This is a genomic window from Methylobacterium iners (genome assembly GCF_022179305.1).
Lineage (GTDB): Bacteria > Pseudomonadota > Alphaproteobacteria > Rhizobiales > Beijerinckiaceae > Methylobacterium > Methylobacterium iners.
This window is the reverse complement of sequence record NZ_BPQP01000067.1, coordinates 1-22,245: the sequence shown is the minus strand read 5'-3', so window position 1 is coordinate 22,245 and position 22,245 is coordinate 1. Positions and strand designations below refer to the sequence as shown.

The window sequence follows — 22,245 nt, the reverse complement described above, 5'->3', positions numbered from 1 at the left end:
GCCCCAGGATGATGCCGGGGCTGGCCGAGGGCTGTGGTTATCTGCGGGCAGGGCTGACACCCGCAGAAATCGTGTCGCTCATAGCACACGCTGGGTTATCCCGCGGCGCCGGAGCTCCGACTTTACAAACATACTTGACGATTCGGTCCGCTCGACGGCGATTATTAACCAGCGCTCACTGCTTCGTGATTGACCGGTTCGAACGAAGCCCCGGCGCCGGAGAGATGAGCGTGGCATCGGCGCTGAAGTTCCCAAGGCCTGTGATCCCCGACTTCGACCAACCCTCAGGGGGCAGGGACAACAGGTATCGCCTGGACGAGGCCTTCGACGGCCTTCATCCGGCCATGCCGGTGCCTCTGTCGCTGGCCGGCATTCCGGAGAGCGAGCACCCGCTGCAGCAGGATTGGTCCCACCTCATCGATCTCATGCAGACGAAGTTCGAGGAGTGCCGGGAGATCAAGTCGCAGGCCGAGGAGCAGGACAAGCGCGTCTCCGAACTGCTGGACCGCGTGCGCGACGACATTCGCGCCGCCCGGGAGCGCGTGGCCGCGGCCGAAGCCTATGCGCAGGACGTCGAGACCCAGGCGGAGACGCGTATCAAGGCCCTGGAGGAGCGCGCCGCGTCGGCGCAGGCCTACGCCATGGATGTGCAGAAGCGCGCCGAGGCCATGGTCAAGGCCGCCGAGGAGCGCGCAGCCGCCGCCGAGGAACGTGCCCGCCTCGCCGAGACGTGGCTCAGCCGCGTCTACGAGACGATCAGCGGTGAATGCAGCGCGAAACCGGATGCTGCCTCTGCGGCCTGATCGATCCGCGGGATCGGGTGCCGGCTCACGTCGGCGTTGAGGATGATCGGACCCGCTTCGGTACCCTCGTGGACGCTCACGCGTCCGCGATCCCCTCCAGGTTCTCGATGATCCGCTCCAGGGTCGTTTCCAGGTCCCTGCGTTCGGCATCGCAGGCGCTCAACGCCGCGAAGGCCTGAAACTCCCGCGACTCCGCCTCCTGCCTCTTGAGGAATTCCGCCTGCAGCATCTCCTCGACGGCCTCGAGGTCCGCCTCGGCGCGGAGGGCCCGCTGACGCCACAGCGCGGCCTCTTCCCGCGCCGCGCACAGCTCGGCCTTGATCTGCGAGCGCTCCTCCCTCGTGTGATGCAGAAGGGTGCGGGCGCGATCGGCGACCACATGCGTGTGGACCTGCAACGCTTCGATGGTTTGCGCCGCGTGATGCACGAGGGCCAGCGTCTCCTCCGGGTTCCCGCGGAGACTGGGCGCATCGATGACGAGCACAGGTCCCGCATCGCCCGCGGCGTCCGGGCGGATCAGCAGCTTGACCAAGCTCGATTGCGTTTGGAGCATGGCGGCTTCGAGATCAGTCCGACGTCTGCTGGGTCGTCGTCTCTTCCTCGTCGGCGGCGTCGCTGGCCCGATCGACGGTAATCACCGCCGGAGGCCGCCGGAACGCCCCGATCACCGCATCGTGCAGCCGGACGAGCCACGCCTCCGCCTCTTCCGCGCGCGCCTCGGCCCTGCGGATCCGCTCCTCGGCCTTGAGAAGCCGCTGCTCGCCGGCCGCGATATGCGCTTCGAGCCGGCGCATCTCCTCCGACGCCTCGGCCGTGATCTGCCTCAGGTGCCCCTCGAGTTCGGTGGCCCGCTCCTCGCTGATGCGGATGGCCTCGCTGGCCTCCTGGATCAGGTCGATCGCCGTCGACCAGTCGCGGGGGCTCTTCGGGCTGCTCCGCACCTCCTCAGTCGCGCGCGGCGATTCTCCTGCCGGCGGGATGAAGCTCACGACTTTCTCGGAAGCCTGGAGCGCAGCCCCGGTACGACCGCGGACGATCCAACTCGCAGCCGAGCCGGAAACGCTTTCCTTGAGTCCTTGGTCTGACATTGCATGCCTCAGAGAATGCTAACCGCCGGTCGGCGGAGTGCCGGAAGGCTCAGTTCGATTTTCCCGGCGACGCAAAGGACCTGACATTGCTGCTCTGCTCTGCCTGGGCGGCGGCCTCAGCATCGGCCTCGCCGTCGGCGTTGCCGGCATTCCGCCAGCCGCGCGCGGAGCGCTTGAGCGCCTCGTGCTGCTTCTGCAGGGTCAGGCGGCTCTCGCGGGCGATGTCGAGCGCTCCCAGCGCCATCACGCGCTCGGAGCGCTCGTTCTGCAGTTCCTCGGTGAGCCGGCGATTGACCGCTTCGAGCTCGGCGCGCTCCGATTCGTATCGGCGGGTGATCTGCTCGATGCGGTCTCCGAGCGCGTTGCTGCGCGTCGTGGCCTGCTCGATCGCGGCATCCTTGGCGGCGAGCGCCTTCGTCAGCATGTCGCAGCGGCTGTCGAGCTCGGAGCGCTGCCGCTGAAGGTCGAGGTAGCGCTCGGTCTGGCGAGCCACGTCGGCTTGCATGCCCTCGAGCCGCCGCTCCGCGGTCACGCGCTCGATGCTCGCTTCCTTGAAGTTGCGCTCGGCGAGCCGAGCCGCCTCGTCCTTCTCCCGAAGCTGATGGCGCAGCTGATTGAGCAGCTGCTCCGTCGCAGCCGCCCGGTTGGTGACCGCCTCAAGCTTCATCGCCAGGCTCGCCCGCTCCGTGCGGTGCTCGCCGACCTCGGCCTCGTATTGCGCCTCGCTCTTCTCCCGCAGCGCGGTCTCTGAGGACAGCTTCGCCTCGACGGTGCGCAAGGCCTGGCGCTCGGCGTCGGCGGTGGCTTCGAGCTCGGAGAAGCGCGAGCTCAGATCGATCAGCCTGACGCTCTGCTCCTCGGTGAGGAGCTGAAGCCGGCGGTTCTCGGCGTCGAGCAGGTTGATCCGCTCGCGCGCCTCCGTGAGCTCGTGCTCGCTCCGCGAGAGCGCCTGGTCCATGGCCTGGGTTTCTTGCCGCAGCGCCTTGCTCTCGCCGAGGACGGCCTTGGCCTTCTCGGTCTCGGCGAACAATTGCCGCTCGAAGTTCTCGGCCGCGAGGCTCTTGTCGCGCAGGCTGATGCGCAGCTCCTCGATCGTGGCCTCGCGATCGTGCAACTCGCCCTCGATCCGGCTGCCCCAGGCCTGGGCGTCGGCGAGTTCGTTCGCCAGGGAAGCGACGCGGCTGCCCAGATCCGAGACTTCCCGGCGCACCGCCGCCGCACTCTGCTGCTCCTGCGCAAGCAGCGTATCGAGTTCGGCATTGCGCATGCTGGAGCGGGACAGCTCCTCCGCAATCGTCGTGATCGGATCGAGAATGGAGGAGAAGTCGTCCTGGAGCGTCTTCAGATCTTCGAGACGGTCGACCATCTCGCTGATGCGCTGACGCACCACTTCGTTGCGCTGCCCGATGGCATCGAGCGAGGACCGCTGCGGCTTGGGCGGCGCCGGTGCCCGGCGCCCGGCAAGCGTGCCGGACAGCGAGAAGTCTTTGCGCTCGACCGATTGCGCCTCTTCTTGCGGAGGCGGATTTGAGGGCGCCGCCGTCCGCGACGGACCCGCGGCGACATTCTTAAACAAAGCCCACGCCATCGTGTCTATCCAATCGACCAAGCTTTGAAAATCGGCCTCGCGGGACTTGCCCGTCACCGTGTTATCGCGAATCTGAATCGGACAATCAATCAGCGAGGGCGGCAGCCACGGCGCCAGTCCCGCGCCAAATCTTCGTAGGGCAGAGAGCGTAATCGGGGCGCGAGAGATCTTCATTCGAGACCATCCCGTTTCCAACGTCGCACCCCCGATCAAGAGGGCCGGCACCTTCAGCAGGCATAACTCCCTTCCGCGAAGGAGCGGCGGGCTTCGGGCCCCTCGCGGCTGCGGCGGTTGGGCCGTGTTCGGGGCGCTTGCGCACCTCGTTCACAGGGCGCACAACGGCCGCGCTCGACTCCGACCACAGTCAGAAGAGATCAAGGGCTCGCCTCAGAATGCATCGTCGCTGGAGAGCGCCGTGGCCGTGACGGCCGGTTCCGACCGCACTCGCCTCGTCGTCGATGGGGCGAAGGTCGCCGGGCGTGTCGCCCTTGCCGTATCGGGCGGATACGGGATTGCTGCCCTGGTGACCGCGTTCCTCTCCGTGGCACTGCCGCTCACGCGGTCGGAGGCCGTGACGACGGCGACGCTTCTCAGCTTCGCCGTCATGGCGGGCGTGGTCGTTCTCGTCTTCGCGATGCGCTCTCTCCTGCAGGCCACCGCCGCGGTCCTGAGCGTGGCGCTCGTACTCGGCGCGGGGTTGTGGCTGGTGGCTGCATCCGCGTCCCCGTAGGAACCGATCGTGAACGGCCGTTTTCGCCCCATGATGATCCGGCCTCATGCCGGGTCGGTCTCCGTCAGCCGGGTTCGTGCCGGCGGTGTCCGTGACCGTCACCCCACGCGGCAGGAGCGCGCCTGATGCCATCGGCTCTCGCACTTAGTTTCGGGCTTGGCTTCGCGGCGCTTTCCGCCCTCTGCCTGAGCCTGGACCGGCATCACAGGGAGGTCTTCCAATCCAGGCCAGGAAAGCGGCGCGTCGTTCTCCTGCGCACGGCAGGATGGCTGGGGCTCGGCCTTTCCCTGCTTCTTGCCGGACATGCGGAAGGGTGGGCCTTCGCGCCCGTCCAATGGCTCGGAGCGCTCACCGGAGCGGGAGTCGTTCTCGTCCTGCTGCTGTCCTACCGTCCGAGCATCGTTTATCCCGCAAGCGTTGCGTCACTCCTTGCCGGATCGGCTGCAACGTTCTTGCTCTTGCTGACCTGACACCTAGCGCTGCGAGAGCGTTGCGCGGTTCTCGATCGGGAGTTCCGGCTTCGGCCTCCTCCACCGTTCGGGTGCCTCGTAGCGGACCACCTTGCGGGCCGCGAGGGCGAACAGGGCGGCAAGCATCAGCATCGCGGCATCGAACCACGCGAAGAGCGGATCGCCGCCGGATCGACGGAAAGGATGCTCCGGAATCGTGAGGATGTCGGCGGCGATGACCGCGAGGCACAGGACCGAGACCGCGGCGAGGCCCTCGCACCAGGCCCGGCGCTGCGGGCGGGCGAGCGGCACCAGGGCCACGACGATCCAGGCGCCGAAGAAGGCGCGGATCTCCCACTCCGCCCGCCCGGCGAGATCGACCGGCAGGAGCCGGTTGGCGAGGAAATAGACGGCGACCGCCGCCGGTAGGCCCGCGATGCTGCCGACGTTTAGCGCCTGGACGAGCCGCAGGCCGAAGAAGCCCTGCTCGTCGGCTTTCGGCAGGCGCGCGAGGGACCACAGCACGGTCCCGGTCGCGATCATGGCGCAGCCCATCACGCCGCACAGGAAGAACAGCAGGCGCAGGCTCGTGCCGGCGAAGTGTGCCTCGTGCAGGCCGGTCATGACCGTCAGGGTCTTGGCCGCGGGCTGGAGCCCGCCGTTGCGCACCTCGAGGATCTCGCCGCTCACCCCGTCGAAGGCGATCTGGGGCTGCTCGTGGGAGATGCTGTGCGGTTCCTCGAACATCGCGACGACCGTTGCCTTGGCGTCGCCCTGGTTCGTGATCGTCAGCCGCTCCAGCCGCTCCGGCACGGTCGCGAGCGCACGCTCGACGAGCGGCCCGACCGGAGTCAGGGCGGCGGGCTTCCCGCTCGGCGGGCGCGGCGTCGTGGTCCAGCCGGCCTCGGCGAAGAAGGCGCGGGCATCGCCCTTGTAGGCCGCCGTCACGCCCGCCGGCATGTAGAACGTCGCCAGCGTCACGAACCCCGTATAGGTGATCATGAGGTGGAACGGCAGCGCCAGGACGCCGGTGACGTTGTGCGCGTCGAGGAAGCTGCGCCGGGGCGCCTTGTCCCGGCGGAAGGTGAAGAAGTCGGAAAAGATCCGCTTGTGGGTGACGATGCCGGAGAGCAGCGCCACCAGCATGATCATGGTGCAGATTCCGACGATCCAGCGCCCCCAGAACGAGGGCATGTGCAGCTCGAAGTGGAACAGGTAGAGGAAGTCGCCCCCTTCCGTGTCCCGGACAGTGGCCTCGGTGCCGGTGCGCGGATCGAGCAGCACGTGGCCCGGCGGCTCGCCGGGACGGTTGCGCCAGAACAGGTCGATCACCGGATGGTCGGGCCTGGGCAGCCCGATGAGCCAGTTCCGCGCCTTCGGCGCATGCACCTTGAGATAGGCCACCGCCCGCTCGGCGGCGGCCGCGAGCTCCGGCCCCTGCACCGCCTCGACCTGCGCCAGTTCCGGGCGCATCCAGCGGGAGATGTCGGCGCGGTAGTAGCTCGCGGTGCCGGTGACGAAGATGGCAAACAGCACCCAGCCGACGATGAGGCCGGACCAGGTGTGCAGCCACGCCATGGACTGGCGGAAGCTCCCCTTCATCGCGCGAGCCTCCCCATCGCCGGCCGGGGGGCACCGACCGTGACGCTCATGCCGGATCGCGCGATACCGCTTTCCCGCGATGCCATCAGAAATCGACGGATGCGGACAGGATGACAGTCCGCGGTGCCCCGACCGCGAGGAAGCCGCGCGCGGCCGACGCCCAGTACGAATCGTCGAGGACGTTCTCGACGATGGCGCGGAGCACGACGGGCTTCCCGTTCACCCCCTCGAAGGTGTAGCGCAAGCCGGCATCGAAGCGGGTCCAGTCGGGGACCGACTGGGTGTTGGCCTGGTTGTAGAACATGCTGCTCGTGTAGATCGCCCGGCCCGTTAGCGTTAGCCCCGGCGCCAGCCACGGCGGCAGGTCGTACTCGCCGTAGAGGTTGAACGCCACGTCGGGGACGCCGGGCGCGGCGTTGCCGTCGAACTGGCCTCTCGCCGCGTTGGCGAGTCTTGCCGTGTTGACGAGCTTCGCGTCGATCAGCGTGAGGCCGCCGAGCAGCCGCACGCCCGGGATGACCTCGCCGAACACGTTGAACTCGATGCCGCGGTTGCGCTGGAGACCGCTGACGGAGAAGCGCCTCGTGGTGGGGTCGGTGAAGGCGCTCGGCTGCTCGATCTCGAACAGCGAGGTCGTGACCGAGACCGTGCCAAAATCGTACTTGGCACCAATCTCCTTCTGCCGGTTCACGGTGGGAGCGAAAACCTCGTTGGCATTGATAGCCACGGCCGGCGCGGCCTGCCCCGGCACGAGAGCCTCGATATAGTTGCCGTAGAACGACAGTGAGTCGAAGGGGCTGATCACGAGGGCGATGGCCGGAGTGATCTTGCCCTCCTTGTACTGCGACGTCGGGTTGCCCCGTGTCGGCCCCGGAAGTGTCACAAAGCCGTTCTGGTCGATCTCCTGGTAGCGTCCTCCCAAGGTCAGGAGGAAGCGGTCGCCGCCCAGCGAAAGGGTGTCGGCCACGGCGATGCTGCGCGCGGTGAGATCCGCGGCGATGGGTTGTCCGCCGGAGCGTGGGAATGCGATCGTCGGGACCGAGCCGAACGGCAGGTAGACCGGATCGTAGATGTTGGTCTGGTAGCTCGGCAGCCGCGGTGCGACGCTGCCACCGCGGAAGGTCGCGTTGTAGGACTCGACGGCCGAGACATTGAGCTGGTGACCGATGAGGCCCGTCTGGAACTCGGAACGAAGCCCGACCTCGATGCTTCGCCCCTGTATCTCGGTCGGAGCAATGGAAAGCGTGTTGGTCGCCTGGCCCGTCGGACGCGTGATCTGGTAGGATGACGACAGTGAATCCTCATTGTAGCGCATGACGCCGCCCGCGGCGTAGATCGTCGTGTTTGGCAGGAGATCGTACTCGACTCGACCCGCTAGCATATTGTACCTCGAGTCGTAGTACTCGAAGGAGTTCGACGTGTTTCGACGATTGTTCGGAGCGCGGGGAATGACAGTATTCGCGGCCGCCGAGTTGAACAGCGACGTTGGTGCCGTGACGTTTTGCGTCGAGCGGGTCAGATCGAGCGCGGCGCGGAACTGATCGCCGCGATAATCGAGGCCCACCGCGAGATTGCTGACCTCGATCGCGTTCTTGTCGAGCGGGGTGTCGCCGTTGCGGTAGGCGCCGTTGAAGCGCACGCCCCATTCCTTGAATGTGCCGAAGCGGCGACCGAGGTCGACATGGGTGCCGATCTGCGAGTCGCTGAAATAGCTCGTCGTGACGCGCGTGAGGGGTTCGTCGAAGGCGCGCTTGGGAACGAGGTTGATCGTGCCACCGACGCGGCCAGTGCCCCCGCTGAGAAGCGCGGTCGGGCCGAGCAGGACCTCGACCCGCTCGAGGCCTTCCGTGAAGCTGCGGCGCGGGTTGGCGATGTAGAACAGGCCGTCGAAGGCGGTATCGAGGTTGGTGACCGAGTAGCCGCGGATGAAATACGAGTCGCGCTCGCTGTAGGGCGGGGCGTCGTTGCGCACGGATGGGTTGTTCTGGATGACGTCGGCAACGGAGCGCGCCTGCTGATCCTCGATCAGCTTCCCCGTGTAGCCCGTCACGTTGAAGGGCGTCTTCTGGACGGAGCGGTTGCCCAGGAAGCCGACCCGGGTTCCGGACCCGACCTGCCCACCGGCGTAGGGGACGGGGGGCTGCCCTACGGTTCCGGACGATGGCGGTTGGCCCGTCGCCACGCCGCGTCCCTGGCCCTGGCCCTCGACGCGCAACTCGTCGAGCGTCACTGCATCCGCGCGCTGCGCGCCGAGCTGGACGTAGCGTGGATCGACGGGCGTGAGGGGCGCGGCGCCTGCGACGAGCTTCGGTCTCCGGGAGGCCTTCGGCCTGGACGGTTGGACCTCGCCTGAATCCCTCGCCACTTCCGAAGCATGGGGAGGCACCGCGTGGTCCGCGTTCTCGTCCCGAGCGGCCGCCGCCTGGGCCATCACCCCGATGGACACGCCGGCGAGGGCAATCCGCACCTTCCGCCTGTGTGACCCGCCTACGCACGACGCCATTCCGAACCCCTGTGATCTGCCGACCGAGCAACCCACTCCGCTCGATTGCTGGGCCACGAAAGGAAACTTCCGGGATTATGCAACTCTCACAATAGGTTAGACATCTTCTAGTCTGGCGTCGCGAAGCTGGGCAAGCTGCTGAACTTGCAGATGAATTGCTTCGCTACAGAGGAGCGTTCGAAATTAGAACAGCGATAAGATGTAGATTATTTAAAGGCCGCGTTGCGCAGGAGCAACATGGTGGTGGATCCATATCTGGAAGTATTCTAATCAAAAATACTTCTGAATTGGGCTGTTTATTCGGAACAGGATCGGGTCATTTGTGGTTGACCCCGGTCAGCCAAGATCGTCCTCGTGGAGCGTCTGGGGGCGGCAGGCCCATGGCGACGGTTCGACCGTGCGGAGCACCGAACCATCCCCTGTCCTTGAGGTCACCGAGGATCGTGGGCCGAGGCCCGGGCGCCTCGACGAGCGCGAAGGCGGAGCAGCGTGACATAGCGACGTGATGAATAGCTCGAATGTCCAAATCACGTGCAAAAGCAACATAGGGCTTCATCGACCCAGAATGACCCTAGAGTCAGAACAATTCTAATAAGATCGTTGCCGCTTGACGTCAGAAACGAATTCTATCAACACGCGCGCTAGTTCGTGGAAACGCCTGGAGCTCGCAGACTCGTGAGAATTAACACAAGATCGCGCTCCTTTTCTGGTCTATACAGGGTAAAGCTGCCCTCTTCATTGCGTAATCTGCCGTCCTGCTTCCCGCGGCCGCGGCAATGAGTTCGCCACGACCGGATTCCGGAGCAGGGGGGCGGTCGGACACCGTCCTGGTCGGCGACGCGCGGTCGGCGAGGCCCTCGTCCCAGCACCTCGCCGAGGCTGCGGCCTTCCGCAGCTTCGCCAATGGCTACCTGCGTGAGATCGATCCCGGCATCCGGGTCCGTCATGCCCTGGCGGACGGCCCACCCGCGCCTTGCGTGGAATGGAACCTGCGCAGCCAGCGCCTCGCGATCCGCGCCGAGATCCGCTCGCCTTCGCTGTGCGGCGCCCAGGGCTTCGGCCGCCTCTGGACCCGCCATCTCCATGAACCGCGCTGGCGCAACGTGGCGCCGATGCGGGCGATCCAGGAGCTTCTGGGCGAGGCCTATGCGCGGGTGGACGGAGGATCGAGCGAGACCGCTCGCGGGCGCGAGCTGGAACTGCTCGGGCGCATCCTCGACAGCTACCGCGAGACGGCCCGGCAGCTCGACCTCGCGGGACGGGAACCGGGCGAGGATACGAGCTTCATCGGGGCCGAGCGCGCCCTCGTCTTCGGTCACTGGCTTCACCCGACGCCCAAGAGTCGGCAGGGTCTCACCCCCTGGCAGGCGCGCACCTACGCGCCGGAGGAAGCCGGCACCTTCCCGCTCGCCGTGTTCGCCGTCGACGGGACCTTGGCCCGGCACGAGTCGGCGGGCCCTCGCTCCGCGCCCGAGATCGCGCGGGACCTTCTCGGCGCCGACGCCGCCCGACTGCCGCTGCGTCCTGGCGAAATCGTCCTTCCCATGCATCCGCTTCAGGCCGAGGCGCTGATGCTGCAGCCCCACGTCTCGGCAATGATCGATGCGGGCCTGCTGCGGCGCCTCGACGCCGTCGGGCCCCGCTTCACGGCGACGTCGTCCCTGCGGACCGTCTATGCGCCGGACTGCGCCTGGATGGCGAAGTTCTCGCTTCCCGTCACGCTCACCAATTCGCTGCGCGTGAACCGGCTCGCGGAACTCGAAGCGGGCGTCGCCATGGCCCGGCTCCTCGCGCGGAGCGGGTTCGGCGCCCGCCACCCTGCCTTCCGGATCATCTCGGACCCCGCTTACCTCACGCTGCACTGCCCCGGCCGTGAGGAGAGCGGCTTCGAGACGGTGTTCCGCGAAAATCCGTTCCGGAACGGAGCCGAGCGCGGCGTCGCCACCCTCGCGGCGCTCATCGCCGAGCCCCTTCCCGGACGCCCCTCGCGCCTCGAAGGTCTCCTTCGCCGGATCTGCGGCGACGCAGGCGAGCTCTCGCGCGCCGCCCGGACCTGGTTCGGCCTCTACCTCGACTGCATGCTGGAGCCCGTCGTCGCCCTCTACGAGGAGCAGGGCATCGCGCTCGAAGCGCACCAGCAGAACGCGCTCCTCGACGTCGCCGCCGGCTGGCCGCGCCAGGGCTTCTACCGCGACAACCAGGGCTTCTACCTGTCGCAGGCCGCCCGCCCCCGGCTTCTGCGGCTCGCGCCCGAGACCGCCGCCATCGCCTCGCTCTACTTCGACGATTGTGAGATCCGCCGCCGCCTCGCCTATTACCTCGTGGTCAACCAGATCTTCGCCGTCGTCGCCCGCATGGGGCATGACGGGCTGATCCGCGAGGAGGTGCTGCTCGACGATCTCGCCGCCCGGCTCGAGGCGATGGCACGCCGCATGACGGGGGCCGGCCGGGCCTTCGCCCGCTCGGTGCTCGACGGGCCGACCCTCTGCACCAAGGCCAACCTGCGCGTGCGCCTGTCGGATCGCGACGAGCTGGCCTCGGGCGACGGCACCGGCAACTACATCGACATGCCGAACCCGCTCAGGCTTCGCGCGGCGGCTCGGAGCGAGGCCGGCCGTGCCCTTGCCTCTTGAGCCTCGGCGCTGGCCGGAGGAGCGCGTCCTGCGCCAGCTCGCAGAGGCGATCCTGTTCGAGGGCCTCGCCGACATCGACGCTGCCCGCGACGGAGCGTCCGGAGAGCTGGAATGGCGCGTCGGCGCGCGCCGCTTCCGCGCTGCCGGCGCGATCGGCCCCTTCGGCCGCCCCCGCCTCGATCCCTCGACCCTCGAGATGGCCGAGGCGGAGGGCGCGTGGCGCCCGGCCGATCTCGCCGGGCTCGTGGACGTCCTGCCGGCCCTGCCTGAGCACCGGGAGCGATTGCTGGCGGAGCTTCAGCAGACGATCGAGCTCTGCCGCTGGAATTCCGAAAACCTGTCCCCGCCGGATCGCCGCACCCTCTCCTTCGCGGCGCTCGACGGGGCGGTCTCGGAGGGACATCCCTACCATCCCTGCTTCAAGGCGCGCACCGGCTTCACACTGGCGGACCATCGCCGCTACGGGCCCGAATGCGCCCAGCCGTTCCGGCTCGAATGGCTGGCCATCCGGAGAGACGCGATCGCCCTCTCGCTGCCGGGCGGCGAGGCCGCGTTCTACCGCGCCGAACTCGGCGGCGACTGGGACGTCCTGGCCCGCCGCCTCGCTGAGGCCGGGCATTCCTTCGAAACGCACGCCCTCCTGCCGGTCCATCCCTGGCAGACGCGTTGGCTGGAAGAGGGCGCGCTGCGGCCCTGGCTGGCCGAGGGCCGCGCCGTCGCCCTCGGCGCTGCCGGCGCGCGCTACTGCGCCAGCCAGTCCCTGCGCACGCTGCACAACCTCAACGACCCGCGCGCCGCGAGCGTGAAGCTCGCCCTGAGCGTCGTCAGCACGTCGAGCCTTCGCACCCTCGATCCCCACTTCGTGCTGACCGGGCCCGCCCTCTCGGACTGGCTGGCGGGAATCGTCGCGGACGACCCGCTGCTTCGCGGTCGCTACCGCATGGACGTCCTGCGGGAATACGCGGCCGCGCTCGCCGACCGGGACGGACCGCTGAAGGGCCAGCTCGGCGCGATCTGGCGCGAGAGCCCGGTCCTGTCGCCCGGCGAGTCCGCCGTGCCCTTCAACGTCCTGGCGACGCGCGAGGCGGACGGCGACGCCTTCGTCGCGGCCTGGCTCGCGCGTTACGGCCTCGAAGCTTGGCTCGACCGGCTGGTCGAGGTCGCGGTCCTGCCCGTCTGGCACCTCTTGGTGGCGCACGGCGTCGCGCTCGAGGCGCACGGCCAGAACATGATCCTGGTGCATCGCCAGGGCTGGCCGGAACGGGTGATCCTGCGCGATTTCCACGAGAGCGCGGAATACGCCGTCGACTTCGTGTCCAACCCCACCCGTGTCCCGGATTTCGGCGCCATCGACCCCGCCCATGCCGGCCCGGCGGACGATCGCTTCCACGCCATGCGCTCGGCCTCGGTGCTCGCCGAGCTCGTGACGGACAGCCTATTCGTCTTCAACCTCTGCGAGGTCACCCATCTCCTCGCGCAGCGGCACGGCCTCGACGAGGCGGATTTCTGGCGCCACCTCGGCGCCCGGCTGAGGCGCCATGCGGCGGAGCACGGGCTGGAGGATCGCCTCGCTCGCCTCCGGATCGACGAGTCTCGGCTGCGCGTCGAGGCGCTGCTCTCGCGAAAGCTCGGGCTCGACGAGTCGCGGTGCAGCCGCCTCGTACCCAACGCCCTGTTCCCTCATCCCAAAGATCCCTCGGGAGACTTCATGATCGAGATCGACGGACGCACGATCGGTGCGGACGAGATGGAGGCCGCCATCCGGCGCGTCGAGGGTCAGGCACGCCTGCGCGGCGGCAGCGGCGAGCGCGTCGCTGCGCGTTTTCGTGATACCGCCCAGAGCCTCGCCTTCATCCTCGCCGCCCGCCGGCTCGGCGCCACGCTCCTGCCGATCCATCCGGCCCTGCCCGACGAGGGGGCGCGGCGGCTCGCCGAGCGTGCGGGCTGCCACCGCCTGTTCCTCGACGCGCTCGACGGCGAGGTCCTGGCGGGCGCCCCGCCGCCCGTTCCGGGCGAGGGCCAGCTTCTCCAGATGAGCTCGGGCACCACGGGCGAGCCCAAATGCATCGCCCGCCCCTGGAGCGCGGTGGAGCGCGAGATCGAGAGCTACGTCGCCACCTTCACCGAGCCGGACGGCATGACACCGGTGATCGCCTGCCCGATCACCCATTCCTACGGGCTGATCTGCGGCCTCCTCGTCGGTCTGCGCCGCGGCCGGGCGCCGGTGATCGTGGACACCACCAACCCGAAATATCTCCTGCGCCGCCTGCGCGAGATCGAGCGCCCGCTGCTCTACACCTCGCCGGCCCTGCTCCACACGCTCGCCCGGCTCCTTCCCGAGGGCGAGCAGATCCACGCGGCGATGGTCTCCGGCACCCTTCTCCCCGCGCCGTGGTTCGCGGCCATCCGGGCCCGTGTCCGCCACCTGTTCCAGCAATACGGCTGCTCGGAAGCCGGCTGCATCGCGGTGAATCCCGATCTGCGCCGCGCCGACGCGATCGGCTATCCGCTGCCCCATCACCGCGTCCGGGCGGGCGCCGAGGCGCCGGCGGAGATCGTGGTCGATGGCGAGGGCGGCACGATCCTCACCGCCGATCTCGGCTACCTGCAGCCCGACGGCATGCTGGTCTTCGTCTCGCGCAAGGACGACACCATCAACGTGTCGGGCCTCAACGTCTATCCAGGCGAGGTCGAGGACGTCGTGATGGCGATGCCCGGCATCACCGACGCCGTCGCCTTCGCCCGGGCCGATCCGTTCGCGGGCGAGCGGGTGACGCTCCTGTTCAGCGCCGAGGCGCCGGTGCCGCCCCGCGCCCTGCAGGACTGGTGCCGGCGCTGGCTCGCCGGCCACCAGGTGCCGGTCGAGGCGGTGCAGGTGACGGCGATCCCGCGCCAGGCCAACGGCAAGATCTCCCGCCGCGAGGTGGCCGAGCGCTATCGAAGCGGCCTCATGGGCGACATCCTGGCGGAGGCCGTGGCATGAACCGGGACAGCGTCGTCGAGGCCATCGGCACGATCCTGCGCGAGGAGATGAATCACCCTCATCTCGATCGCTTCGGGCCGGAGGCGCGGCTGAACGAGGACCTCTATCTCGACTCCGTCCAGCTCCTCCAGGTCATGCTGGCGCTGGAGATGAACCTCGCGCTGCCGATCCCCGAGGAGGCGATCAGCCGGCAGGACGTCTCAACCGTGGCCGACCTCGCCGCCCTCCTCGTGGCCGATGGACAGCACGAGCCGGCCGCCGCGCCGGAGGGGGAGGACTATGACCTCCACACAATCGGCGCCGACGCGGATCGTGGCCTCAGGCGCACCGACCAGGGTCTCCGGCGCGGGTCCCTTCTCCTAGGGGGAGAGGGACAGGGTGAGGGGCGTGCCTTCTCCGGAGAATCTACTCCCCTCACCCCAACCCTCTCCCCCTGGGAGAGGGAGCCCGGCGCGGCGCCCGCGACTCCGTGCAACGCGGTGTGTGAACTTGGTCGGGGAGAAGGGGAGAGCGTCCACGGCGAGATGCCCTACGACCTGAAGATCCACTGCTTCGTCAGCTGCCTCTGCGACGGGCTGAAGACGCGCGGCATCGACCACCGCCCCTTCTATTTCCTGATCTGGGACGCCGAGTTCGCGATAACCGACGGGTCGAGGCTCGCCTACCATTCGGACGCCATGGACCACGAGTCCTTCCGCTACTGGTTCGAACGGCTCTACGGCGTGCCGCTCCACGCCTGGTACGACCATTCCCGCTCCAAGGACGAGAACGTCGCGACCCTACTCGAATGCCTGGAACGGCGGGGGCCGGAGGAGTGCATCATGGTGATGCTCGACATGTTCCACCTCCCCGAGCGCGAGAACAAGTTCAACCAGAACCCCTTCCCGCATTACCTCATGGTGGAGCTGAGCGAGGATCCTGTCGTCTGGCAGGTCCGCGATCCCGACTTCCGCTGGGAAGGCTTGATCGAACGCGACAAGCTCCTGAACGCCATCCGCCAGCCGAGCGTCGCCGGCGGCTACCAATTCGATCCCTCGCTCGCCCGCCCGCCGGCGGATGCGGATCTGGCGGCCTTCTTCGAGGCCTGCTTCCGGCCCGATGCCAACCCGCTGATCGACGCGGCGCGCGCCATCGTCTCGGCCCATGCCGAGGGGCGGGGCGGGCTGCGGCTCGCCGATCTCGGGGACGCGTTGCGCGAGCTTCCCGTGATCACCATCCGCAAATGGGCCTACGAGCACGGCTTCGCCTTCTTCTGGCGGGCGCTCGGCTGGCCGGACGCTGAGTTCCAGCGGGTCTGCGACGAGGTCGAGGTGCTGGTGAACGGCCTCACCGCCCTGCACTACGCCGTCCTGAAGCTCGCCAGGACCGAGGACTCGGCGCAGGTCGCCCCGGTGCTGGCCAAGCTCGACGCGCTCGACGCGGTGGAGTTCTCGCTCAAGCGGCAGCTCGGGGATGCCTACGCGGCATGGCGCGAGGCCCGCCCCGGTCTCGCGACGCCCCGGCGCGAAAGGCGGATCGCATGAGGGTGTCGCTCTGCACGATCAGCTTCCGCCACCACCTCCTGTCGATCGGCGAGATCGCCCGGTTCGCCCGCGGCAGCGGCTTCGACGGTATCGAGCTCTGGGGCGTGCACGCGCGCAATCTCGGCCCCGGCGACCATGGCGAATGGCTCGCGGCCTACGGCCTGCGCGTGCCCATGCTGAGCGACTACCTGCCGCTCGACGCAGCCCCCGAGTTACTGTCCGAGCGGACGGCCGGGCTCTGCCGGCTCGCCGAGCAGTGGCGGTCGCCGAGGCTTCGCACCTTCGCCGGCACGAAGGGCAGCGCCGCGACCTCGCCGGAGGAGCGTGCGCTGATCGCGAGCCGCCTGCGGATGGCGGCGGGCCATGTGGCCGATCACGGCATGCGACTCCTCGTCGAGACGCACCCCAACACGCTCGCCGACACCACCGCCTCGCTGATGCGCCTCCTCGAGGAGGTCGATCACCCGGCGCTCAAGGTCAATTTCGACGCGCTGCATGTCTGGGAAGGCGGCGACGATCCGCTGGCGGTGCATGATCGCCTCGGGGCGCACATCGACTACTACCACCTCAAGAACGTCCGGGCCCGCTCTGACCTCTCCGTCTTCGACCCGGCCAACGTCTACGCCGCGGCCGGCCGGCGCGAGGGCATGACCGGCCTGTTCGAGGGTGCGCTGGATTACCGGTCCTTCCTGGACAGCCTGCACCCGAACGCCGAGGCCTCCCTCGAATGGTTCGGCGACGCCTGCTCGTCCGTTCTGCCGGCCGATCTCCTCGCGCTTCGGAACGTCACCGCGAGACGCCGCAACGAGCTGGCGTTCCAGATGGACATCGCCGGGTGATCGCATGTCCCTGGAGGCCTTCGGCATGACGTTGCCCACGCGGTCCTGGCCTGATGAGGTCGATATGGCGCGTCCCCTCCCCCTTGTGGGGAGGGGTTCGGGGTGGGGGTGGCTGGGTGACCCTGCTGCGGAGGCAAGCGGAACCAACCCCCATCCCCGGCCCCTCCCCACAAGGGGGAGGGGAGAGCCGCACGACCTTTCAGACCACCATCCACCACCCGGAAGTAGCCATGCCCCAATCCCGTGCCGTCGTCCCCACGCCCCATGCGAGCCGCTACCTTCAGCAGCTCTGCAAGCATTGGGCGCACCGGTTCGACACCACGTTCACCGATTCCGATGGCCGCATCGCGCTGCCGCTGGGCGAGACCCGGCTCAAGGCCAGCACCGACGCCCTGACGATCGATCTGACGGCGGAGGACGCCGCCAATCTGTCCGGCCTGCGCGACGTCGTCGTGCGACACGTGGACCGCTTCGCGTTCCGCGAGACGCTCCGCTACGAATGGACGGAAGCCGCTCCCGGCGCGCGCGAGGCGAAGGAGCCGTCGCAATGAGCCACGCAGACGGCAGGACGGACGTGACCACGCGCGCCATGCGCGGGGAGGATGCCTCGGACCTCTTCGAGATCTACAATCAGCCCGCCTTCCGTTTCGGGACGTTGGCGCTGCCTTACGAATCCTTCGAGGCGGTCAAGAAATGGGCTGAGCCGCGCTCGCCGCGCGACCTCCACCTCGTCGCGGAGCTCAACCATCGCGTCGTCGGCGCGGCGGCCCTTCGTCCCTTCTACGGACGGCGCGCGCATGCCGCCGAGTTCTGGCTCGCCGTCCACGAGGACTTCATGGGGAGCGGCATCGGCTCCCGTCTCCTCGCGGAGATGATCGACACCTCCGACAACTGGCTCAACATCAACCGGATCGAGATGACCGTCTTCACCGACAACGACAGGGCGATCGCCCTCTACAGGAAGTTCGGATTCGAGATCGAGGGCACCCACAGGGCGGCCAGTTTCCGGAACGGCGCCTTCGCGGACGTGCATTGCATGGCCCGCGTGCGGTTCCCGCGTACGATGTGAGGTGATCCGTGGCTCTCCCCTTTGTCATTCCGGGGCCGCGAAGCGGAGCCCGGAACCCAGAGCCGCTGGCATGGTAGGCTGGAGCAGTGTCGGCGGTTCTGGGTTCCGGGCTCGCCTGCGGCGCCCCGGAATGACAATCGGGGTTGACGAACCCCATCCGCGATCGCCCTGCGCCAGGGGGAAGCGCCTCGCAATTGTCCCGCCCCCTGCGGCAAGACAACCAATCGACCACCGGCTCCTCGGAGACGCCCATGACTGCATCCCGCCTCATCGCCTCGGCAGGTCTCGCCCTCGCGCTCGCCTTCCCGGCGCTTGCCCAGACCGCCCCGGCGCCGAAGCCGGTGCTCGATACCTACGCCGCCATCGCGCAGGCCCTATTCGAGGACACGCATTCCGAGGGCCGTGCGCTGAAGCGGGCGGTCGACGCCCTGCTCGCCGCGCCATCCGACGCGACCCTGAAGGCCGCCCGCGAGGCCTGGATCAAGGCCCGCGTGCCCTATTCGCAGACGGAAGGCTTCCGCTTCGGCAACAAGGCCGTGGACGATTGGGAGGGCCAGGTGAACGCCTGGCCCCTCGACGAGGGGCTGATCGACTACGTCGACACCGCGAAATACGGCGAGGCCTCCGACGAGAACCCGCTCTTCCGCGCCGACGTGATCGCCAACAGGAGCATCCGCATCGGGCGGGCCCAGATCGATGCGGCCAAGATCGACAAGGCCCTGCTGCTCAAGCTGCACGAGGCGCAGGGCGTCGAGGCCAACGTGGCGACGGGCTACCACGCCATCGAGTTCCTGCTCTGGGGGCAGGACCTCAACGGCACGGGTCCGGGCGCCGGCAACCGCCCGGCGAGCGACTACGTCGACGGCGCAGGCTGCACGGGCGGCCATTGCGACCGGCGGCGCGCCTATCTCACGGCGGTGACGAACCTTCTCGTCGACGACCTCGCCGGGATGGCGAAGAGCTGGGCGCCCGGCGGCAGGGCGAGGGGGGACCTCGCCAAGAAGAGCGAGACCGAGGGGCTCGCCACCATCCTCACCGGCATCGGCTCCCTCTCCTACGGCGAGCTCGCGGGCGAGCGCATGAAGCTCGGGCTCATCCTGCACGACCCGGAGGAGGAGCACGATTGCTTCTCCGACAACACGCACAACTCGCACTGGTACAACCAGGTCGGCATGGTCGCGATCGTGAACGGGCGCTACGCGCGCACCGACGGCAAGGTGGTGGAGGGTCCCTTGCTGATGGCGCTCGCCGCGGCGAAGGCGCCCGAGGAGGCACGTCGCCTCGAAGCCGCCATGACGACGGCCTCCGACAAGCTCATGGCCGTCAAGGCCCGGGCGGATTCGGGCAAGGAGGCCTACGACCAGATGATCGCCGAAGGGAACACCGAGGGGAACCGGCTCGTCCAGGAGGCGATCGACGCGCTCGTCGCCCAGACCCGCGCCGTCGAGGCCGTCGTGGCCAAGCTCGGCCTGAAGGTCTCGGTCGAGGGGTCGGACAGCCTCGATGCCCCCGCCAAGGTCGAGAAGAAGGGCTGAGCGGCGCATGACGGACTGGCGCCCCCCTAGCGAAGGCCTCGGCCGGCGCAGTCTCATCGCCGGCGGGCTCGCCGCCCTCGCGGCCGGCGTCGTGCCGCTCGCCGCGCGCGACCGGAGCGCGGTGGATCGCCTGCAGGGCCTAACGCCGGCTCCGGACGGCGGACCGCCCTCCCGGACGCACGATCTCACCCTCGTCGCGGCCGAGCGCGAGGCCGCGGTGCTCGGGCCGGGCCAGCCGCTGACCCGGGTGTGGTCCTTCGCGCCGGAGGGCTCGCCCGTCCTGCCCGTGCTGCGCGCCCGCGTCGGCGATCGGATCAACGCCACCCTGGAGAACAGGCTGGCGCAGCATACCTCGATCCACTGGCACGGCATCCGGTTGCCGAACGGGATGGACGGGGTGCCCTACCTGACGCAGGCGCCCGTCCGGCCGGGCGAGCGCTTCGCCTATGCGTTCGACCTGCCCGATGCCGGCACCTTCTTCCTCCACCCCCATTGCGACGAATCCGGCGGCGCGGGCCGCGGCCTGATGGCGGTGCTGATCGTCGAGGGCGACGCGCCGCCCGGCTACGCCGATGCCGAGCTCACCGTGGCGATCAAGGATTGGCGCCTGGCCCAGGACGGCGGGTTCCTGCCCTTCGAGACCAAGGAGGGCGCGGGGCGGGCCGGCACCTTCGGCACGATCCGCGGCGTCAACGGCGTCGCGGGGCCGCTGCGGGCCACGGTGCCCACCGGCGGCCTCGTGCGCCTGCGCCTCCTCAACCTCGATTCCACCCGCATCGTGCAGATCGGCGTGGAGGGGGCTGAGGCGGCGTTGATCGCCACCGACGGCCACGCCCTCCAGCCCATCGCGCAGGACGATCTGCCCGACAGCGCCTGGCGCCTCGGCCCGGCGATGCGGGCCGATCTCCTCGTCCAGGCGCCGGCCCGGGCCGGCGAGATTCTTCGGATCGTCGACTTCGCCTCGGCCGAGCCCTGGCTCGTGGCGGAACTCACCGCCGCCGGCCCGCGCCTGAACCGCGGCCCGTTCGCGCCGAAACCGCTCTACGCCGCCACGGTCCCTCGGGCCGACACAGGCGCCGCCGAGCCCCTGACCTTCACCTTCGGCGCGTCCTCGGGCGCATCGGCGGCGGCCGAGATCGCGGCCGGTCTGGCGCCGGGCGACCCCCTCGCCAAGGTCCTGCTCGACAGCCTCTGCGTGCGCGACACCAGCCTGTGGGCCGTCAACCAGGTGCCCTGGCCCTCCGGCCCCGACGCCGTGCTGCCGCCTCCACTCGGCACGCTGAAGGCCGGACGGCCTTACGTCTTCGAGTGGGTCAACACGACGCCGCACCCGCACCCGATCCACCTGCACGGCCACGCCTTCGAGGTGCTCTCGTCCTCGCGCCAGAAGCTGCCCCGGCACCTCGCCGATACGGTGATCCTGAACCCGAGGGAGCGGATCGAGATCGCCTTCGTGGCCGCGCCCGGCGACTGGATGCTTCACTGCCACATCCTCGAACACCTCGAATACGGCATGATGGGCTACCTCCGGGTAGCGGCATGAGGGGGCTCGTGCTCGGCGCCGCGCTGCTGACCCTCGGCGCGGCCGCGGCGGGCGCGTGCGACCTCGACGCGGCGCTGGGCCGGGCGCTGTTCGCCCGCGCCTGGGTGCCGGCCCCGTCCTCGACCAAGGGCAACGACGGATTGGGGCCGCTCCACAACGCGCGGGCCTGCCAATCCTGCCACGAGGGGCTGGCGCGCCGGCCGGTGCGGCTCGGGCCGGACGGAACGGTGGCGAGCGAGAACCTCGTCCTCCGGCTCTCGGACGCGGAGGGGCGGCCGGACCCGGTCTACGGCGCCCAGTTCCAGACCCGGGGCCTGCCCGCGGTGCCGCCGGAAGGGTGGGCAATCCACGCCGGCGCGGGCTACGCGGCGGCCGGCCTCGCCTACGGTCCCCTGCAGCCCTCGACGCGGGTCGGCGCCCGGCTCGCGCCGGCGCTGAGGGGGCTCGGCGCCCTCGAGACCGTGCCGGAGGCGGCGATCCTCGCCATTGCCGAGGAGCAGGCGCAGGGCCCGGACGGCGTGCGCGGCCGACCCCGCTGGATCACCGGCCCGGACGGAGCCCGCCGCCTTGGCCGCTTCGGCCTGAAGGCTTCCACGGCGACCCTCGAGGCGCAGGTCGGGACCGCCTTCGCCCTCGATCTCGGCCTCTCCACGCCGGACCGCCCCGCCCCCGCCGGCGACTGCACGGCCCGGCAGGAGGCCTGCCTCGCCGCCCCCGGGGGCGGCGGGCCTGGCAACCCCGAGATCACGGCCGAGCTCGTCGGCCTCGTCGCCCGCTTCCTCGCGAGCCGCCCCGCGCCGGAGCCGGCCCAGGACCCACAGGGGCTGACGCTCTTCGCGGAGGCCGGTTGCGCCGCCTGTCACCGGCCCGCGCTGCCCTCCTCCTCCGGGTCCCTGCCGGCCTATACCGATCTTCTCCTGCACGACCTCGGGCCCGGCCTCGACGGCGGCGCCACGGAGCCGGGAATCACTCCCACGGCCTGGCGCACCGCCCCCCTCTGGGGCCTGTCGGAGACCCTGCGCAACGGGGCGGGCCTGCTCCATGACGGCCGCGCCCGCGACGTGTCGGCGGCCATCGCCGCGCATGGGGGCGAGGCCGAGGCGGCCCGCGCCCGCTTCCGCGCACTCCCCGGCCCGGACCGGGCGCGCCTCCTCGCCTTCGTGGGAAACCTCTAGATGCCGCCGACCCGACGCCTCGTCCTGCTCGGCCTCGGCGCCGGCCTCGCAGCCCCCGGGCGCGCCCGCGCGCAGGGACAGGACGGTCCCGACCGCCGCGCCATCGCCTTGCGCATCGCTCGCGACGTCCTCGTCCCAGGCTACCGGAGCTTCGCCGAGGCGAACGCCTCCCAGGCCGCGGC

Annotated in this window: 18 protein-coding genes; 13 read left to right on the top strand and 5 right to left on the bottom strand. The window is 69.4% G+C overall.

Features of this window, described 5'->3' with window-relative positions; genetic code table 11:
• The first annotated feature begins 224 nt into the window (after positions 1-224).
• On the top strand, positions 225-803 hold the full coding sequence (locus MFF55_RS19825) for a hypothetical protein (RefSeq protein WP_238245834.1): 579 nt from the start codon (positions 225-227) through the stop codon (positions 801-803).
• 76 nt (positions 804-879) lie between these two features.
• Here the strand turns inward: MFF55_RS19825 and MFF55_RS19820 are convergent, their stop codons facing one another.
• The 3 genes from MFF55_RS19820 to MFF55_RS19810 form a co-directional block, all read right to left on the bottom strand.
• Positions 880-1,335 (bottom strand): hypothetical protein, encoded by a 456-nt coding sequence (locus tag MFF55_RS19820; RefSeq protein ID WP_238245833.1) that lies wholly within the window; start codon positions 1,333-1,335, stop codon positions 880-882.
• 34 nt (positions 1,336-1,369) lie between these two features.
• Positions 1,370-1,792, bottom strand: a complete 423-nt coding sequence (locus tag MFF55_RS19815; RefSeq protein WP_238245832.1) for a hypothetical protein — start codon at positions 1,790-1,792, stop codon at positions 1,370-1,372.
• A 148-nt stretch (positions 1,793-1,940) separates the two neighbouring features.
• A complete protein-coding gene (locus MFF55_RS19810; RefSeq protein ID WP_238245831.1) occupies positions 1,941-3,479 on the bottom strand; it encodes a chromosome partitioning protein ParA in 1,539 nt (512 codons plus the stop codon).
• Positions 3,480-3,894: 415 nt separating this feature from the next.
• Between MFF55_RS19810 and MFF55_RS19805 the strand changes: the two genes are divergently transcribed.
• Positions 3,895-4,209 (top strand): iron transporter, encoded by a 315-nt coding sequence (locus MFF55_RS19805; protein ID WP_238245830.1) that lies wholly within the window; start codon positions 3,895-3,897, stop codon positions 4,207-4,209.
• A 125-nt stretch (positions 4,210-4,334) separates the two neighbouring features.
• Entirely contained in the window at positions 4,335-4,679 is a 345-nt protein-coding gene (locus tag MFF55_RS19800; RefSeq protein ID WP_238245829.1) for a DUF3325 domain-containing protein, read from the top strand.
• A gap of 3 nt (positions 4,680-4,682) precedes the next feature.
• Here MFF55_RS19800 and MFF55_RS19795 read toward each other — a convergent pair whose 3' ends face one another.
• Entirely contained in the window at positions 4,683-6,260 is a 1,578-nt protein-coding gene (locus tag MFF55_RS19795; protein WP_238245828.1) for a PepSY-associated TM helix domain-containing protein, read from the bottom strand.
• A gap of 85 nt (positions 6,261-6,345) precedes the next feature.
• Positions 6,346-8,727: a TonB-dependent receptor gene (locus MFF55_RS19790; protein WP_238245827.1), complete on the bottom strand. Its 2,382-nt coding sequence runs from the start codon at positions 8,725-8,727 to the stop codon at positions 6,346-6,348.
• A gap of 812 nt (positions 8,728-9,539) precedes the next feature.
• Here MFF55_RS19790 and MFF55_RS19785 point away from each other — a divergent pair.
• The 10 genes from MFF55_RS19785 to MFF55_RS19740 form a co-directional block, all read left to right on the top strand.
• Complete coding sequence (locus MFF55_RS19785; RefSeq protein ID WP_238245826.1) at positions 9,540-11,396, top strand: IucA/IucC family protein; 1,857 nt, start codon at positions 9,540-9,542, stop codon at positions 11,394-11,396.
• Positions 11,380-14,379: an IucA/IucC family protein gene (locus MFF55_RS19780; protein ID WP_238245825.1), complete on the top strand. Its 3,000-nt coding sequence runs from the start codon at positions 11,380-11,382 to the stop codon at positions 14,377-14,379. Before MFF55_RS19785 ends, MFF55_RS19780 begins: the two co-directional genes overlap by 17 nt.
• On the top strand, positions 14,376-15,902 hold the full coding sequence (locus MFF55_RS19775; RefSeq protein WP_238245824.1) for a DUF6005 family protein: 1,527 nt from the start codon (positions 14,376-14,378) through the stop codon (positions 15,900-15,902). Before MFF55_RS19780 ends, MFF55_RS19775 begins: the two co-directional genes overlap by 4 nt.
• Positions 15,899-16,741 (top strand): sugar phosphate isomerase/epimerase family protein, encoded by an 843-nt coding sequence (locus tag MFF55_RS19770; protein WP_238245823.1) that lies wholly within the window; start codon positions 15,899-15,901, stop codon positions 16,739-16,741. The genes MFF55_RS19775 and MFF55_RS19770 overlap by 4 nt, the downstream gene beginning before the upstream one ends.
• Positions 16,742-16,971: 230 nt before the next feature.
• Positions 16,972-17,292 (top strand): DUF2218 domain-containing protein, encoded by a 321-nt coding sequence (locus MFF55_RS19765; protein ID WP_238245822.1) that lies wholly within the window; start codon positions 16,972-16,974, stop codon positions 17,290-17,292.
• Positions 17,289-17,810, top strand: coding sequence for a GNAT family N-acetyltransferase (locus MFF55_RS19760; protein ID WP_238245821.1), 522 nt, complete (start codon positions 17,289-17,291; stop codon positions 17,808-17,810). The genes MFF55_RS19765 and MFF55_RS19760 overlap by 4 nt, the downstream gene beginning before the upstream one ends.
• A gap of 251 nt (positions 17,811-18,061) precedes the next feature.
• Entirely contained in the window at positions 18,062-19,345 is a 1,284-nt protein-coding gene (locus tag MFF55_RS19755; protein ID WP_238245820.1) for an imelysin family protein, read from the top strand.
• A gap of 7 nt (positions 19,346-19,352) precedes the next feature.
• Positions 19,353-20,888, top strand: coding sequence for a multicopper oxidase family protein (locus MFF55_RS19750; RefSeq protein ID WP_238245819.1), 1,536 nt, complete (start codon positions 19,353-19,355; stop codon positions 20,886-20,888).
• Positions 20,885-22,063 (top strand): di-heme oxidoredictase family protein, encoded by a 1,179-nt coding sequence (locus MFF55_RS19745; protein ID WP_238245818.1) that lies wholly within the window; start codon positions 20,885-20,887, stop codon positions 22,061-22,063. The genes MFF55_RS19750 and MFF55_RS19745 overlap by 4 nt, the downstream gene beginning before the upstream one ends.
• On the top strand, positions 22,064-22,245 hold a 182-nt coding region (locus MFF55_RS19740; protein ID WP_238245817.1), incomplete at its 3' end, for a hypothetical protein. It abuts the gene before it with no gap.

Excerpts from the sequence above, each read along its gene's own strand:
- MFF55_RS19755 (WP_238245820.1), top strand. The coding sequence starts at position 18,062 with ATGACTGCATCCCGCCTCATCGCCTCGGCAGGTCTCGCCCTCGCGCTC.
- MFF55_RS19745 (WP_238245818.1), top strand. The coding sequence starts at position 20,885 with ATGAGGGGGCTCGTGCTCGGCGCCGCGCTGCTGACCCTCGGCGCGGCC.
- MFF55_RS19760 (WP_238245821.1), top strand. The coding sequence starts at position 17,289 with ATGAGCCACGCAGACGGCAGGACGGACGTGACCACGCGCGCCATGCGC.
- MFF55_RS19750 (WP_238245819.1), top strand. The coding sequence starts at position 19,353 with ATGACGGACTGGCGCCCCCCTAGCGAAGGCCTCGGCCGGCGCAGTCTC.
- MFF55_RS19800 (WP_238245829.1), top strand. The coding sequence starts at position 4,335 with ATGCCATCGGCTCTCGCACTTAGTTTCGGGCTTGGCTTCGCGGCGCTT.
- MFF55_RS19765 (WP_238245822.1), top strand. The coding sequence starts at position 16,972 with ATGCCCCAATCCCGTGCCGTCGTCCCCACGCCCCATGCGAGCCGCTAC.
- MFF55_RS19795 (WP_238245828.1), bottom strand. The coding sequence starts at position 6,260 with ATGAAGGGGAGCTTCCGCCAGTCCATGGCGTGGCTGCACACCTGGTCC.
- MFF55_RS19770 (WP_238245823.1), top strand. The coding sequence starts at position 15,899 with ATGAGGGTGTCGCTCTGCACGATCAGCTTCCGCCACCACCTCCTGTCG.
- MFF55_RS19810 (WP_238245831.1), bottom strand. The coding sequence starts at position 3,479 with ATGGCGTGGGCTTTGTTTAAGAATGTCGCCGCGGGTCCGTCGCGGACG.
- MFF55_RS19775 (WP_238245824.1), top strand. The coding sequence starts at position 14,376 with ATGAACCGGGACAGCGTCGTCGAGGCCATCGGCACGATCCTGCGCGAG.
- MFF55_RS19785 (WP_238245826.1), top strand. The coding sequence starts at position 9,540 with ATGAGTTCGCCACGACCGGATTCCGGAGCAGGGGGGCGGTCGGACACC.
- MFF55_RS19825 (WP_238245834.1), top strand. The coding sequence starts at position 225 with ATGAGCGTGGCATCGGCGCTGAAGTTCCCAAGGCCTGTGATCCCCGAC.